Source organism: Klebsiella sp. BIGb0132, assembly GCF_024810075.1.
GTDB lineage: Bacteria > Pseudomonadota > Gammaproteobacteria > Enterobacterales > Enterobacteriaceae > Klebsiella > Klebsiella terrigena.
This window is the reverse complement of record NZ_JANUDW010000005.1, coordinates 269,967-285,361: the sequence shown is the minus strand read 5'-3', so window position 1 is coordinate 285,361 and position 15,395 is coordinate 269,967. Positions and strand designations below refer to the sequence as shown.

The 15,395-nt window shown below is 60.6% G+C and carries 10 protein-coding genes; 3 read left to right on the top strand and 7 right to left on the bottom strand.

Annotated features, from left to right (window positions below; genetic code table 11):
* Positions 1–242: 242 nt before the first annotated feature.
* The 6 genes from bcsC to bcsR are packed head-to-tail and all read right to left on the bottom strand — an operon-like array spanning position 243 to position 10,735.
* On the bottom strand, positions 243–3,722 hold the full coding sequence (bcsC, locus tag M2416_RS16285; protein ID WP_259225728.1) for a cellulose synthase complex outer membrane protein BcsC: 3,480 nt from the start codon (positions 3,720–3,722) through the stop codon (positions 243–245).
* The gene (gene bcsZ / locus M2416_RS16280; protein WP_259225723.1) at positions 3,704–4,813 is read right to left on the bottom strand and encodes a cellulose synthase complex periplasmic endoglucanase BcsZ; all 1,110 of its coding nucleotides are present in this window, start codon (positions 4,811–4,813) and stop codon (positions 3,704–3,706) included. The genes bcsC and bcsZ overlap by 19 nt, the downstream gene beginning before the upstream one ends.
* Positions 4,814–4,816: 3 nt before the next feature.
* Positions 4,817–7,162 carry a cellulose biosynthesis cyclic di-GMP-binding regulatory protein BcsB gene (gene bcsB, locus M2416_RS16275; protein ID WP_259225722.1) on the bottom strand — a complete coding sequence of 782 codons (2,346 nt, stop codon included), beginning with the start codon at positions 7,160–7,162 and terminating at the stop codon, positions 4,817–4,819.
* A gap of 10 nt (positions 7,163–7,172) precedes the next feature.
* A complete protein-coding gene (gene bcsA / locus M2416_RS16270) occupies positions 7,173–9,791 on the bottom strand; it encodes a UDP-forming cellulose synthase catalytic subunit (protein WP_076946227.1) in 2,619 nt (872 codons plus the stop codon).
* Complete coding sequence (gene bcsQ / locus M2416_RS16265) at positions 9,788–10,528, bottom strand: cellulose biosynthesis protein BcsQ (RefSeq protein ID WP_259225719.1); 741 nt, start codon at positions 10,526–10,528, stop codon at positions 9,788–9,790. The genes bcsA and bcsQ overlap by 4 nt, the downstream gene beginning before the upstream one ends.
* 18 nt (positions 10,529–10,546) lie before the next feature.
* Positions 10,547–10,735: a cellulose biosynthesis protein BcsR gene (gene bcsR / locus M2416_RS16260; RefSeq protein ID WP_071844861.1), complete on the bottom strand. Its 189-nt coding sequence runs from the start codon at positions 10,733–10,735 to the stop codon at positions 10,547–10,549.
* Positions 10,736–10,903: 168 nt separating this feature from the next.
* Between bcsR and bcsE the strand changes: the two genes are divergently transcribed.
* From bcsE to bcsG, 3 genes are read left to right on the top strand one after another with little or no spacing between them, the layout of a single operon-like run.
* The gene (gene bcsE, locus M2416_RS16255; RefSeq protein ID WP_076946229.1) at positions 10,904–12,460 is read left to right on the top strand and encodes a cellulose biosynthesis protein BcsE; all 1,557 of its coding nucleotides are present in this window, start codon (positions 10,904–10,906) and stop codon (positions 12,458–12,460) included.
* Complete coding sequence (gene bcsF / locus M2416_RS16250; protein WP_041143129.1) at positions 12,457–12,654, top strand: cellulose biosynthesis protein BcsF; 198 nt, start codon at positions 12,457–12,459, stop codon at positions 12,652–12,654. Before bcsE ends, bcsF begins: the two co-directional genes overlap by 4 nt.
* On the top strand, positions 12,651–14,330 hold the full coding sequence (gene bcsG / locus M2416_RS16245; protein ID WP_076946230.1) for a cellulose biosynthesis protein BcsG: 1,680 nt from the start codon (positions 12,651–12,653) through the stop codon (positions 14,328–14,330). The genes bcsF and bcsG overlap by 4 nt, the downstream gene beginning before the upstream one ends.
* A 36-nt stretch (positions 14,331–14,366) precedes the next feature.
* Here bcsG and M2416_RS16240 read toward each other — a convergent pair whose 3' ends face one another.
* The gene (locus tag M2416_RS16240; protein ID WP_259225712.1) at positions 14,367–15,386 is read right to left on the bottom strand and encodes a glycosyl hydrolase family 8; all 1,020 of its coding nucleotides are present in this window, start codon (positions 15,384–15,386) and stop codon (positions 14,367–14,369) included.
* Positions 15,387–15,395: the final 9 nt, after the last annotated feature.

The window sequence follows — 15,395 nt, the reverse complement described above, 5'->3', positions numbered from 1 at the left end:
ATCAACGCCGGTATTTTGCGGCTGATTGTCTCTGCGAAATAGCGCGTAAACGCTCGCCAGAGAGCGCCAAACGGATCGCCAGGACGGGTGCCAGGCACCGCCCCCGGGCTTGCGGACACGCCGGGCCGGCGTCGCGATTAGCGCAGCGCGAACGGGGGATACCCCCCGCGGCGCGAAGTACGACGAGTATACGCGAACACGGGGGTGGAGTGACGGTTGATCGCGTAATTCAGCCTATTCTGCTACCAATCAGCGTAGGGAACCAGCGGCTGCGGCGGCATATTCATATCGCCCTGCCAGCCGGAGGCCGAGTAGCGAACGTAGAGCAGCGCGTGGCTCGGGGTGTAGTCCTTGGCCTGCTGGATATCAACCGCCGCGCCCACGAACCAGTTGCCGGTCACCCGCCGTTCGACCAGCGCCCGGGCGGTATAGCCGAAGCCCTGGCTGCTGCTGCCCTCCTCGCTGAGCTGGCTGGCATCGGCGCGATACTCAGAGGGAATGAGATTCAGCAGCGGATAGCGCGCCTGGGTTTTCGTCCGCGAGTGTGACCAGGAGACGGAGCCGCCAAGCTCCCACGACCAGTTTTCGCTACGCTGACGCCAGGTCACCGGCACCGCGAAAGAGACGTACTCCTGCGGGCTATAGTAGCCGCCCTGTCCCAGAGTATAGCCGCTGAGATCCTTGTCATAGTGCCAGAGCATATTGCTCAGACCGACCGTCACGCGGCGGTTATCTTCGTTGATAACTTTATAGTAGTAGCCGGTCATCCAGCGCACGCGCCAGTTGTCGGCGACGTTTTTGCCGGTGAGCTGGTCGGCTCCCAGCGAAGACCAGACGCCGTTGGCTTCCCCTTTGTCGTAGCTCAGGCTGATGCCGCCGCCGTCGGCGCGCACCCCGCCCCAGGTTTTACCGGTATGGCTGGGGCTATCCTTCTGCCCGCCAAACGCCAGCAGGGAGCTGGAAATCGGCCGACGGTGCAGATTGAGGGTGTAGCCCAGCGGGCCAAGATCGTCGCTGTAGCTCAGACCGCCGACGATATCGACGACGTTAAAGCCCATCGGCGTGGTGCCGATATCGCCGCTCCAGGTGTCGTTCTTCCACCCGACCGCCACGCTCGCCCCGCCGTCGCTCTGGTGAAGGCTACCGCTGGTGCAGGCAATCTCGCCGCAGGTGCCCCAGCTCGGCGAATAGCTGCCGTCGCCGTTGGTTGAGAAGCTGCCGGCGTTCATATTGACCAAATCGGTGCGGAAGAACATCCGGCCGTCGGCCAGCGGCGCATCCACGTGCAGCATCGTCGTTTGGGCTTTTAAATCGGAATAGCCGCCGGTACCGCTGGATCCCCAGTAATCATGCTCCAGCGTGACGTTAAGATCCTGCTGGCGATAAAGATCCGCCGCGTCGCTGCGGATCCCGCGCTTAAGCCAGTCGTCCTTCGCGTCGTTGCGGGTGAGGCGGGTGAAGGCGTCGTTATCCTGCGGACGGGCCGTGGCAACGCCAGCGGCCACCATCGCGTCTTTATAGCTTTCCAGCGCCTGCTGCGGCTGGCCGTTTTGTGCCTGAAACCGCGCCGCATCGCGCAGCACCAGCGCGCTCTCCATCGACGGCGGCTGCGCTTTCGCCTGGGTGGTGATACGGCTAAAGATCTGCTGCGCCTGCGCCGCGTTACCCAGTCCGGCCTCGGCCAGCGCGACTCGCCGCTGCATATTGATCGATTCGGCGTCCTCGCCCTTCAGCTGCGCGACCTGCGCGCGGGCGGCGTTTTTGTCGCCCTCGGCAAGGTAGACTTCCGCCAGCCCCAGGCGCGCGTCGCCGTTGTTGGCCTCTTTGCTCAAGGCCGCGTTGTACTGGAGGATCGCCGTCTGCGCGTCGCCGCGCTGCTGCGCCCAGTCGGCGAGGGTCAGATCGTAGCGCACCGACGCTGGCTGCTGCTTGATCAGCGCTATCGCCTGCTGTTCCTCGCCCGCCTCGCGCAGCCCGTTGGCCTGACGCAGAATATTGTCGCTCTGCAGGCGCGCCTCAAGCTCGCGAATATTATCGCTCCACTGGCTGCGCGGCAGCGCGTTAATCTGCGCGAGGGCCATATCGTCCTGGCCGTTGCCGGATAGATAAAGGCCCCAGGCGTAGACCCGATCGGCGTCGCCGGGCTTACGGTTGACCATCGTGCGCATCAGCGCATCCGCCTCGGCCCGCTCGCCTGCGCTCACTAAATCTCGCGACAGCCGGTATGTGATCCAGACGCTATCGGGGTCGAGCGCCAGACGCCGACGCTGCACTTCCGCCGCCTGCGCCCAGTTGCCCTGGCTCTCCAGCGCTTCAGCCTGTTTTTCCAGGCGCTCGTTCGCCAGGCTGCGCTCAATATCGTCAATGCTGCGCCGCTGAGCGGGCGTCAGCCCGGCGATAAAGGCGCTGGCTTTTTCCGCCGACTCCGCACGATAGAGGTTCGCCAGCCCGCGTACCGCCAGGCTGTTGTCGCGATCCATGCGCAGGGCGCGCTGATAGTAGCTCTGCGCCGCGGCGCTCTCTTTACGCGCGGCGGCCACGTCGCCGAGGCCAAGAACCGCGTAGCTGTCGCTGCTATCCACCCGCTGCGCCTGCGCGTAGGCGCTCTGCGCCTGCGCCAGCTGCCCGGCCTTCAGCGCGCTGTCGCCCTGCTTAATCAGCAGCCAGTAGCGGTTGGTCTGCAGCAGGCTGCGCCATTTGTCGCGATTCGGGCTATCCGGGTCCATGGCGAGCGCTTTATTCAGCTGCGCCACGGCGCGGGCGCGATCCCCGCGCTGCGAATAGGCCTGGCCCAGCGCGCCCACGACGTCGCTGTCCCTGGCATCCGCGCGAACGGCCTGCTGTAAATCCGCCACCGCCTGACCCGGTTTATCGCTTTTAACCGCCGCCAGCCCTTCGGAGCGGGCGAGGAAGGTCGGGTCTTTGAGCTGCCCCTGCTGCTGCTCGAGCAGCACCCGGGCATTGGCCGCCGATTCGCCGGTGGCGAAGAGCAGCAGAAAACGCTGCAGCGCCTGCACGCTGGCGCGGCTGACCGGCATAGCTTTTATTTTGTCGAACCACATCGAGGCGGCGGTGCTGCGCCCGGCGGCCGAGCGCGACATCTGCTCCAGCCAGGCAAAACCTTCATCCGGCTTATTGTCGGCAAACATCAGCTTAGCCAGCTCGGTTTGCAGGGCGACGTTGCCCGGGGAGCTGGCGTTAATTTTTTTCAGCGCAAGGACGGCTTCGTTATGCCGGGCCGGCAGCCGCGCGACCAGCGACCAGTACTCAATGGCGAGCGTTTCATCCGGCGGCACGCCGCCGAACAGCTTTTCAAATGCGGCCACGCCCTCTTCTACATGCCCCGACACGCCCAGCAGACGCGCCTGCTGCAGCGCCTGGCGTCCGTCGCCGGTGCTGAGATTCATTTCGCTGAGCGAGGATTTCAGGGCGGTCGAGTCCGGAGCCAGCTTCGACAGGCGATCGAGCTGTTTCTTTGCCCCATCGGTATCGCCCTGGCGCAGCAGATAGCGCATCCGCGCGGAGATAACGTCCGGGTTATTCGGGTCAATCAGCTCCAGCCGGTACAGCGATTGACGCACCAGATCTTCACGATTGCTCGCTTCCCCCAGCCGCACCTGTTCCAGCAGATGGTCCTGAGCAGGCGTGGTCGCGGCCTGCGCCAGCGGCAGAAGCGCAGCCCCCAGGGCCAGGGTGATAAACGTTAGTGAGAACTTGCGCATTCCTGGTTCCAGTCAGGTTGTAATTCGCCATCGGCGGTAAAGCGAAAACGATGTTGATCCCATCCCTGGCCAAAAAGGGTCAGGACCGCGCTGTAGTACGCGTCCGCGCCGGGATAGTTGTCGCTGACGCGCTGGCGCTGAACGGCCCGGGCATCCTCATTTTGTAAGAACGGCAGCAGCGCGGCCGAGAAGCCCACCGGGCCATTTCCTGCGGTCTTCGCGGTGGCGATATTCACCTTTTCCGGCGGCAGGCCCTGGCTGATGGTCTGCTGCGCCATCGGTTTAAAATGCGCCAGCAGGCGCGCCTTCTGCTTATCGCCGTCGTTGAGCATGCCGACCCACAGATAAACGCGGATCGCGTCGTAGCTGCCGATAATCGGTTTATCCGCCTTCAGCTCCCAGCCCTTACCTTTCTCGTAGCGTACCCAGTCAGGGGAGAAGCCCCTGGGCGCCGTCTCCAGCAGCAGGCGGATATTGCCATCGCGCAGCTTCGGCCACGGGGCGCCGTAGCGGACAAAATAGTTCGCCAGCTGCGGCGGGAGGTAGCTGGGGTTAAAGCGCCAGCCCTTATCGTCAGCAAAGCCGACCTTCCCCGGCAGCACCATCGGTCCCAGCCCCGGCACGTCCGCCACCTCTTCTTGTGCAATCCGCGACAGCAGCGCTTTCCCTACCTCGGTGTACTGCGGCATCTGCCACAGGCGACCGGCCTCCAGCAGCGACCAGGCTATCCACAGGTCCGAATCGGAGGCCGAGTTGCTGTCCAGCATCGTCCACTCGCTGTCGCTCTTTTTGCCCCACAGCCAGCCGGGCAGGCGCGCGCGCAGGTCGCCCTCGGCGAGGTTGTTTTGCGTCCACTGCAGCAGCTTGCCGAACGCATCGCGATCGTTGGCCGCCAGGGCGAAGAACAGGCCGTAGCTCTGCCCTTCCGAAGTGGTGATTTTTCGCGGATCGCTGGGGTCAACGACGCGCCCTTCGGCGCTGACGTACTCTTTCCTGAACTGATCCCAGGCCGGCCACCGGCAGGCGGCGCTGACCTGCGCCGCCGCCAGCACCAATAGCAATGTCACCCCTGTGCGTAGCGCATTCATCATGGGTTACTCGTCATCCAGGTGCAGGCGACGACGGCTGACGATACGCAGCATCCGCCACAGTACCCACGCCAGCAGCACGATGCTGACCGCCGCCAGAATAGCCAGTAGCACCGGGTGGCTGGACAGCGCAAACCAGATGCGTTCAAACCACGGCAGATGCCCGACATAATAGACGTCGCCCACCCGCAGGCTGTTGACGCCGGATTCACGCACCACCACCGCCGAGCCGAACATCGCCGCTCGTTTACCGCTGTCGTTCAGCGCATCGTTGAGCAGTTCGTTGCCGCGGGTGCTGTCCGCCAGCAGCGCCACGACGCTGCGCTGGTCGTGATACGGCGACTGGAAGCCAATAATGGCCGCCATCGGTCCGGAAGAGGTGATGTCCGCGCGCGTGTTCGGCGTCCGGGCTTCATCGTCAGGATAAATACTCGGCAGCTCGTAGTGGCGCATCGGCATTTTCACCCAGCTTTTCGTCGCCTCAACCAGCAGGTTAATCTGCGTATCGTCCTTCAGCGCAGGTGGAATCGAGCCGATCAGCAGCAGGTCGGCGTCTTTGCCCTTAACCTGGCTGCCGTCATCGGTAATCTGGATATTGATCGCCGCCAGGCCGGTCTGAGCGCTGATGCCGCCAACGGACTCCAGCAGGGTGGCAACCTGGCCCTCGGTCGGAGTTTTCGGCACCACCACCAGGGTTTCGGCGAGATCGGCCATCCGGCTATATGGGAAGCCCGAGTTGGCAAAGACCCGCAGGTCCGGCATGGTGATAAAGTGGTAATACTTCGAGAAATCAATCGTCGAGTCGTCGCCGATCACCACGTGGTTCTGTACCGGCTGGAAGGTAATACAGTTATCAATTGAGCCGCCCGGCATCGGGTTCATGTACTGGAAATCAAAGCGCAGCTGGTTCATGGCGCCCAGGCGCAGCGCCGGAATAGTCACCGCAGAGTTACCGTCCAGCAGCCCCTGCAGCACCGGCAGGCGGAGTATCAGCTTGTTAACGTCCTGAGAGCTGTTGAGGCTGAACGACTGCAGGAACTGGTCGTTCAGGCTGATATCCATGCGCGAGCTATCTTTGACCGGCGGCATGGTGTAGCGATATTTCAGATCCATATCGATGCCGTTGGCGCGCAGCAGATAGAGATCCGGCGGCAGGTTGAGCGCCACGTTAATCGAGTCCGGCACCAGTCCGCTGGACTGCAGCTGCTGTTCGTAGGTCTTCAGCTCCGCAAAGGTCACCGCGCGATCGGTCCGCACCCAGTTTGGCGCATCGTAAGGTTTGCGCGCCTGCAGCTGCTTAACGTCGTCCACCACCACGCTGTTACCGCGGAACAGGATATTGCCCTGCGCAATGCCCTTCGCCGCCAGCAGCAGATCCTTATCGTCACGACCCAGCACCACCAGCAGCTTGACGTACGGGTTGTCCGGGTGGTCAATCATTTCGATGGTCGGCGCGTTAACCGGCGGATGCTCGCGCAGGAAATCCGGGCGCCTGTCGTTGGTGGCAAAAACGATGGCGTTGCGATCCGGCAGCGCGTTGAAATAGACCGGGAACTGCTGGCCGCGCCAGCCGGCCTTGCTGCCAAACCAGGAGGCGACAATCGCTGCCGCCTGCTGCTGCTGCCCGTCCGGGGCGGAGGCGAAAACCATCGGCAGGTTCAGCGGACGGTTATCCCGGGAGTCGTAGAACGGCACCGGGAAATGGGAGAGATCGTTGCGCACCTTCAGCGACTGATAGGTCAGGTCCAGGTTGCTGTCGCGCCCGATGTCCAGCCACAGCGTGCTGCTGGCCGGGTTCTCACAAACGTCGCGATAGTGGCCGACAAACTCGAGGCGCACGCGGTTAAAGTCGGTGATGTACAGCGGATCGATAGGGATCTGCGCTTTGACCTTTTTACCCAGTTGCTCTTTGGTGACCGGCAGAACGCCCATCAGCTCATCGTTGAGGTAGACCTTCAGCTGCGACTGTACCGGCAGCAGCGACGGCGACGGCGTATAGTCGAGATTCAGCAGCGCCTTAGCCACCACCTCGTCGCTGCGCATGCCGAATTCCACCGAGCCATCGGGACGCGCGCCGCGCAGTACCATGCTGCCCGGCGCCGGGGCGATTTTAGCAAAGCTCAGCTTGACGTCGCGGGTTGGAATATTTTCCGCCACCACCACCGGCGCGGCAGGGTCAACGACGGTCGCCGTCGGCTGGTCTTGCGCAAGAGTGGGTTCAGGCGCGGTTAGCGGCGCGGCAGCGGTCGGCGCCGCAGTAATGGCCGCCGTTGGTTCCGGGTAAGACGCGAAGGGGTACCAGCCAGCCATTCCCACCGCCACTGCACAAATCAAGGAGAGTTTTCTTTTCATCGCATTATCATCATTGTTGAGCCATTTCTGGTTCCGAAGTTAGTATCGCCGCGGCGCGTTCGGGACGACGGGGAATAAACGAGACTATCCAGGCAACCAGCAGGGTAAGCGAGCGGAAAATAACCTTCACCGACGGCGGAGAGAACTCCGCCAGGTGACGATATCCACGGAACCCCAGTTTCAGGATATCCAGCAGGCTTTCCATCGGTTTATCTTCCGGGAAGCTGTCCTGCCAAAGCGCCCACGTATCGGCGCGGGCAAACGTACACTGCACAAAATCGATATGCTGCTTATTGGTCAGCGGCAGCAGCTGCAGGCCGACTTCACTGTCGTTCACGCGGGCTACCCGCGTCGGGAAGACGTACTCCTGCTGCCCGCGCTTGAGCAACAGGTTGACCTTCTGCCCTTCCAGGACCTGCGCTTTGCCGTGAATTTTGATCCCTATCCCACCGTCAGAATAGTCGTGGACGGTGCAGGAGAAGAGGTGGCCATCTTCGCGGGCAATCGCCGCCGGCATGTTCATTTCCACGCGGTGCGAGCGGCGGACCTGCTTGCTTTCCACCGACACCGCCACCGCGCCGCCGAGAATAATCAGGTTATAAAACACCCACACAATGCTGACCCACACGGTCAATATTTCGTTTTCCGGGCCGTAGAAGTGGCGCCAGATGCCGACCGCGACGCCAACCAGGTTAAGCAGCACGAGGTAGATGTAGGGACGAGAAATAACCCAGTCGACGTACTCGTCCTCTACCAGACCGCCCTTCGCGGTAACGTTGAACTTGCCCTTATGCGGGTTAATCAGCGCGACAAAGGTCGGCGGCGCAATGTACCAGGCCAGCACCGTTTCGTAGATTTCACTCCAGAAGGAGTGGCGATATTTACCCTGAATCTTCGAGTTGGTCAGGCTGGCGTGAATCATATGCGGCAGCACAAAGAGCGCGATCATCAGCGCGGGCGCATAGATGATATAGGCGTGCAGCAGTAAAAAGGCCAGCGGCGCGGTCAGGAAGATCAGCCGCGGAATACCGGACAGGAAGTGCATCATCGCATTGACGTAGCACAGCCGCTGCGCCAGCTTCAGCCCTTTACCGAACAGCGGGTTGTCGAGACGGAAAATCTGCACCATCCCGCGCGCCCAGCGGATACGCTGGCCGATATGCGCCGACAGGCTTTCGGTCGCCAGGCCGGCGGCCTGCGGAATACGCATATAGGCGGAGGTGTGGCCCCGGCGGTGCAGGCGCAGGGAGGTGTGCGCATCTTCGGTCACCGTTTCGACGGCAATACCGCCGATCTCATCCAGCGGGCCGCGGCGGATCACCGCGCAGGAGCCGCAGAAGAAGGTGGCGTCCCACATATCGTTGCCGTCCTGCACGAGGCCATAAAACAGGGTCCCCTCGTTCGGGGTTTTACGAAAACGCCCGAGGTTGCGTTCAAACGGGTCCGGGGAGAAAAAGTGGTGCGGCGTCTGCATCATCGCCAGCTTTTTCTCTTTCAGGAACCAGCCCATGGTCATCTGCAGGAAAGAGCGCGTCGGCACGTGGTCGCAGTCAAAAATAGAGACGAACTCGCCGTTGGCATACTTCAGGGCGTTGTTGATGTTGCCGGCCTTCGCGTGCTCGTGCGTCTCACGGGCGATGTAGTGCACCCCCACGTCTTTGGCAAACTGGCGAAACTCTTCCCGCCCGCCGTCATCGAGGATCCAGATATTCAGCTTGTCCTTCGGCCAGTCGATGCCCTGAGAGGCGTAAATGGTGTTTTTCACCACGCTGAGGTCTTCGTTATAGGTCGGCACAAAAATATCGACCGTCGGCCACTCGGCCATATCTTTGGGCAGCGGCACCGGCTGACGGTTGAGCGGCCAGATCACCTGGAAATACCCCAGCACCAGCACCAGCCAGGCGTAGGTTTCAGCAAACAGCAGCACCAGCCCGCACACCAGGCTGACGGGATCGTCCCAGTTCAGCGTCGAGGTATAGCGCCACCAGATATAGCGACAGGAGACGGTGAGCGAGAGCACGATGAGCATCAGCGCCGAAAAGCGCCCTGGAATGCGCCGCACCAGCAGCGCCACGCCCCACAGCAGCAGCAGGAAGATAAACTGTGAAATCGGGTTAAACGGCTGGGTGATGCAGAGCAGCGCCAGGATCAGCGAGAAAAAAACCACCACGCTGAGGATCGCCTTACGCAGCTTTGGATTGAGGTGCGCCAGCTCTTTGTATTTATCCAGATGACCGGTGCGGGTGTTCACCCGTTCGGGGAGCCGGTCCATCCACTGGGCATAGCGGCCGTGCACGCCTTCAAGGGCCACCAGCGAGCGCCAGTTGACCTTTTTCTCAGGCTCGGGCACCCGCGTCACCAGCAGCCACACCGACTGCAGCAGGTAGCGCAGCGGATCGAGCGGCCGCGGCCGGCGGGGATTAATATGCGGGAAATAGTCGCCGTGCCTGGTGAGGATCGCCTGCCAGCGTGGCGTTTCCAGCGGCATCAGCGCCCACGCCAGCGCCGCCCACAGGCAGCCCAGCGTCGCCGATAGCCACGAGGCGCCGTGCTGGCGATAGTCGCCGTAGCGTTCGCTCAGGCGTTCGGCAACCGGAGGAGCCAGCAGCAGCGTGCTCAGGCGCATCATTGCGCCTCCCGGGCGGAGGAGTAGTGCAGCAGGCACCAGTTGGCAAGGGTCAGGATCTCTTCTGCCGCCAGAGAGTCCTGCCGATACTCACCCAGCGGCTGCTTCGCCGCCAGGCACTCCGCCATCGCCTCATCGCGATGGATGGCGATCGGCAGAATGCGCCGCTGGCTCTCCAGCCAGAGCTGATATAAATCTTCCTGCAGCTGGCTGCCCACCCGCAGATCGTTGATCAGAATATCGCGATTCGCCGCCAGCGCCTGCTGATGCAGGCGAATATGGCTGTTGCCGTCCGGATGCACCACCACCAGCGTACGGTCGCAGACGTCGAGCAGCGAGCGGGTCAGCGGGGAAAAATCGGCGGGTAAATCGAGCAGCACCCAGCGACGATCGCCCTGCTGGTCGAGCTGCTGCACGATAGCGGCCAGGGGCTCCAGCGTCGGGTAGAGCCTGTCGAGGTGCTCCCTTTCACCCGGCGTCAGCTGACCAAAGGGCAAAATATCAATATGGGAGGTGTAGCGCATGCCGGCATCGCGCCAGTCGCCGCCGTCAATTAAGGAGCGCGCCCAACCTTCACGATGGCCGGCATCGACGTTGAAAAAAAAGCGCAGCATATTATCCGGGCTGGCATCAACCACCAGTACCGTTTCCCCCAGCAGCTGTAGCGCCCAGGCGAGCGACGCGGCAATCGACGTTGTGCCCACGCCGCCACGGATGCCCTGTAATCCAAGAATAGCCATCGACGGCGTCCTTACTTTTTACTTTTTCTCTGCTAATTCTGCCAGTAGTGGCCAGCGTTTCAGCGCCGCAGCTAGCTGCTCGCGTCGGGAAATGTCGTGGTAATCAATTTCAGGCAGGGAAAATGCCCGGCTTAACGCCAGGAAATCATTTTGAAAGGTATAACCCAGCGTTGCATCTGAGGGCACTACAGGCTCTTTTCCTGGCATTTCACTGTCCATTCAAACAACACATAAATAATAACCGAAGTGTACCGGGCTCATTCTTAAATTGCTCTATATGCTAAGACCGATGCTCTTTAATTTCAATGTTAGGTTTACTCTGCCGCTTTCGCTAGTAAACTAATCCAGTGTAAATCAGGGCTGGTGAGGGGCGTCGTGGATATCGTATATACTTTGGGTATTTCGTCATTATGGGACGAGGTCAGCCATATGCCCGTTGGCGGGGTATGGTGGCTCAACGTTGACCGCTATGTTGATGCGGTAAGTCTGCTCAACCATACGCTGGCCGCGCAGCCTAAAGATGGCAAGGTTGCAGCGATCGTAATGGGTGAGAAACCAAGTAAAATCATTTCATTAGATAATCACAACGGCCCGGAAAAAATCGTGTTATTTACCCTGCCGAACCTCACGGAAGGGTTAGAAGAAATGCATCGTGATTTACTCTGTTCGCTTGAACCTGGCAATTATCTATTTATTCTGCTATGCGCTGAAAATGCCTGGCAAAATATTAAAAGTGAACAATTATGCAAATGGGTAGAAAAGTCATCGCGATGGGCCAAATACCACAATTGCGCCTTATTAGTACTTAATTCGGGTAATGATAATGATAAGCAGCTGTCTCCGCTATTATATCAGTATCGTTCTCTTTCTGGTCTCGCCAGCATCCGCTATCAGGGCGATAACTTCCTGTTTGATATTGCCTGGTGGGGCAGTGAAAAAGGAATGAGCGCGCAGCAGCAGCTGGTTGTTTTACAAGACCAGGCCGGATGGCGGTTGGCGCAGGACGAAGAAACAATCGTCCAGCCGCGCAGCGATGAAAAGGTCGTATTAAGCAATTTACGCGTCCTTGAGGGCGCCCCGGCGCTGTCGGAATACTGGACGCTGTTTGATACCAACGACGCCGTGTTTAACGCCGCCAGAACGGCGCAGGCGGCAACCCTGCTGTTCAGCGTAACGCAAAATGTACAGATCGAGCAGCTGGGGCGCCATATTCATACCCTGCGCCGCCAGCGCGGAAGTGCATTAAAAATCATTGTCCGCGAACAGACTCCCTGCCTGCGCGCTACCGATGAACGACTGCTACTCAGCAGCGGCGCTAATATGGTGATCCCCAGCGGCGCGCCGCTGTCGCGCTGCCTGACGCTCATTGAGAGCGTTCAGAAACAGAAATTTAGCCGCCATATTCCGGAAGACTTCGCCACCCTTATAGCCTGGAGCCAGCCGCTCAAGCTGCGCGGCTATCAGAAGTGGGACGACTTTTGCTCCGCGGTCTATAACATTATGGCCAACACCATGCTGCCTGCGGACAGCAAAGGCGTGATGGTTGCGCTACGTCCGGCGCCGGGCCTGCGCGTTGAGCAGGCGCTGACGCTCTGCAAGCCAAACCGCATGGGCGATATCATGACCATCGGCAACAACCGGCTGGTGCTGTTTCTCTCATTTTGTCGCGTCAACGATCTGGATACGGCGCTGAACCATATTTTCCCGCTTCCTACCGGTGACATATTCTCTAACCGCATGATTTGGTTTGAAGATAAACAAATCACCGCGGAGATATTGCTGATGCGCGGCATCACGGCGGATAAATGGAACACGCCGCTGCCCATTACGGTAGGCAAAAACGAGGCGATCAACGCCACCCACGACGGGCACAGCTGGCGCCGGATACCCGAGCCGCACCGGCTGTCCACCGACGTGGAGCAAAAATCATGATGTCTCTTAGCGATATTATTCAGCTGGTGGTGCTCTGCGCGCTGCTGTTTTTCCCGTTAGGTTACCTTACGCGCCACTACCAGCGCCGTATCCGCACCACCTTACGATTGATGTTCTTTAAACCCCGTTACGTTAAACCGGCTGGCGTACTGCGCCGGGATGCGACGGCTAAGCAAGGCAAAGTGAATAAATGACCAATCCAAAAACTACCGCAGCGCCGCTTCCGCTCTGGCAATACTGGCGCGGCCTTGCCGGGTGGAATTTCTACTTTCTGGTGAAGTTTGCTCTGCTGTGGGCGGGATATCTTAATTTCCACCCGATGCTTAACCTGGTGTTTCTCGCCTTTTTGCTGGTACCGCTGCCGAAATATAAGCTGCACCGCCTGCGCCACTGGGTGGCGATCCCGGTCGGTATCGCGCTGTTCTGGCACGACACCTGGCTGCCCGGCCCGGAGAGTATTTTCAGCCAGGGCTCCCAGCTTGCCGGCTTTAGCGCGGATTATATCTGGGACCTGGTGACCCGCTTTATTAACTGGAATATGGTCGGCGCCTTCTTTGTGCTGCTGGTCCTGTGGCTGTTTATCAGCCAGTGGCTGCGCGTCACGGTGCTGGTCTCGGCGATGATGATATGGCTCGCCGTCAGCCCGCTGCTCCCCTCCTTTACCCTGTGGCCAGCCGGCCAGCCGACGACAGCGGCAGCAACCACCGCGGTCATCACCGCCACCAACGCAGGGGGAACGGCGGCGGGCACCGCTTCCGCTAACGGCGATATTCCGCCGCAGACCGAACCGCCCACGTCCGCCAACCTCACCAGCTGGCTGAATGCGTTCTATGCCTCGGAGCAGAAGCGCAAGACGCCGTTCCCACAGCAGCTGCCGGCGGACGCACAGCCCTTTGATCTGCTGGTGATTAATATCTGCTCCCTGTCATGGTCCGATATCGAAGCCGCCGGGCTGATGGACCATCCGCTGTGGAAGCACTTTGATATCGTGTTCAAAAACTTTAACTCGGCGACCTCCTACAGCGGCCCGGCGGCGGTTCGCCTGCTCCGCGCCAGCTGCGGCCAGCTGTCGCACTCCAACCTGTATCAGCCGTCGGGCAGCGAGTGCTACCTGTTTGAAAATCTGGCGAAGCTCGGCTTCAACCAGCAGCTGATGCTGGGCCACAACGGCCTGTTTGGCGACTTCCTGAAGGAGCTGCGCAGCCTGGGCGGTATGCAAAGCCCGCTGATGGACCAGAAAGGCCTGCCGGTCAGCCTGCAGGCCTTCGACGGCTCGCCGGTGTATGACGATCTGGCGACCCTCAACCGCTGGCTGGAAACGGAAGATAAGCAGGGCGATGCGCGCACCGCGACCTTCTACAACATTCTGCCGCTCCACGATGGCAACCACTTCCCGGGCCAGAGCAAAACAGCCGACTATAAGGTGCGTGCCCAGAAGCTCTTTGATGAGCTGGACAACTTCTTTACCGAGCTGGAGAAGTCAGGCCGTAAAGTTATGGTGGTGGTGGTGCCGGAGCACGGCGGGGCGCTGAAGGGCGATAAAATGCAGGTCTCCGGCCTGCGCGATATCCCAAGCCCGTCGATCACTAACGTTCCGGCGGCGGTGAAGTTCTTCGGCATGAAGGAGCCGCGCCAGGGCGCGCCGCTGGTTATCGATCGGCCGAGCAGCTATCTGGCGATCTCCGAGCTGGTGGTTCGCGCCCTCGACGGCAAAATGTTTACCCAGGATAACGTGAACTGGCCGCAGTACACCGCCAACCTGCCGCAGAGCGCCGCGGTATCGGAGAACGCCAACGCCATCGTCATTCAGTATCAGGGCAAACCTTACGTCCAGCTGAACGGCGGAAGCTGGGTTCCGTACCCGCAGTAAAACGATAAGGCCGCAGGGTTTCACCCCGCGGCCCGTTCAGACGCCGGTCGTTGCCTGGCGGCGGTCGTTCTTCGCCAGCCAGACCAGCATCTTCAGGCTGGCAGAGTAATAGTCATCCTGCGCGCTAAGCTGCGGATCGTCCTGCGCTTCACCGGTGGTCAGGTCGCGAACGGCCAGCAGGCCGCCGGTCATAAACCACGGGGCGACGTCGTTGGTATTGACGTTGACCCACGCCGGAGTCTGCAGCCGCGGATAGCTCTGAAACCAGCTTTTCCACGGCGTCAGCAGGGCGCTTTGCGGATCGGCCCAGTAGAGATAAAGCGGGATGCGAATCGCGTCGTAGCTCATCCGGGGCGGCCACTCCTTGGCCGGCTCCATTCTGCCGTCCGCTCTCAGCGCCACCCAATCGCTGGGCAGCTGCGCCTTACCCCACGCCATTTTACCCAGCAGCGCCTTCCCGTCGCTCTGCAGCTTACGCCACGCCGTCAGGTGCGTACGCGCGGCAAAGGCCTGCCATGCGGGGAAAATAAAGTAGGAGGGGTTGAGGTTGACGTGATCGTTGCGGTTGAAGCCCTTCGCACCGGGCAGCATCACCTGATGACCGGCAAAGGTGATGACCGTAGACTTCAGCAGCGACGCGGTGATGGCATCTGAAGCGATGCCGTAGGATTTATCACCCCACTGCTGCTGGGCGCGCAGCAGCGCCCACGCGATCAGGGTATCACCGTCGGTCGCATCGTTTTTATCCGCAATAGGGTCCGGCGCGACGGGATTGTAGCGCCAGTAAAAAAGCCCGTTGTCTTTATTACGCAGCGTTTTATCCGTCCACTGCCACAGCTTATCAAAGGCAGGGCGATCGTTTTTGGCGACCGCCAGCAGCATGGCGAACCCCTGCCCTTCGGTATGGGAAACGCTGCCGTTGCCGGTATCAACGATTCGCCCATCGGCCATCATAAAACGGGATTTATAGCTTTCCCAGGCGGTATCTGCCCACGCGCGGGGAAGCACCATCATCGTCGTCGTAACCATGACTGCGACTAAAGCACGCAAGGACATAAGTGCACT

Excerpts from the sequence above, each read along its gene's own strand:
- bcsC (WP_259225728.1), bottom strand. The coding sequence starts at position 3,722 with ATGCGCAAGTTCTCACTAACGTTTATCACCCTGGCCCTGGGGGCTGCG.
- bcsZ (WP_259225723.1), bottom strand. The coding sequence starts at position 4,813 with ATGATGAATGCGCTACGCACAGGGGTGACATTGCTATTGGTGCTGGCG.
- bcsB (WP_259225722.1), bottom strand. The coding sequence starts at position 7,162 with ATGAAAAGAAAACTCTCCTTGATTTGTGCAGTGGCGGTGGGAATGGCT.
- bcsA (WP_076946227.1), bottom strand. The coding sequence starts at position 9,791 with ATGATGCGCCTGAGCACGCTGCTGCTGGCTCCTCCGGTTGCCGAACGC.
- bcsQ (WP_259225719.1), bottom strand. The coding sequence starts at position 10,528 with ATGGCTATTCTTGGATTACAGGGCATCCGTGGCGGCGTGGGCACAACG.
- bcsR (WP_071844861.1), bottom strand. The coding sequence starts at position 10,735 with ATGCCAGGAAAAGAGCCTGTAGTGCCCTCAGATGCAACGCTGGGTTAT.
- bcsF (WP_041143129.1), top strand. The coding sequence starts at position 12,457 with ATGATGTCTCTTAGCGATATTATTCAGCTGGTGGTGCTCTGCGCGCTG.
- bcsG (WP_076946230.1), top strand. The coding sequence starts at position 12,651 with ATGACCAATCCAAAAACTACCGCAGCGCCGCTTCCGCTCTGGCAATAC.
- M2416_RS16240 (WP_259225712.1), bottom strand. The coding sequence starts at position 15,386 with ATGTCCTTGCGTGCTTTAGTCGCAGTCATGGTTACGACGACGATGATG.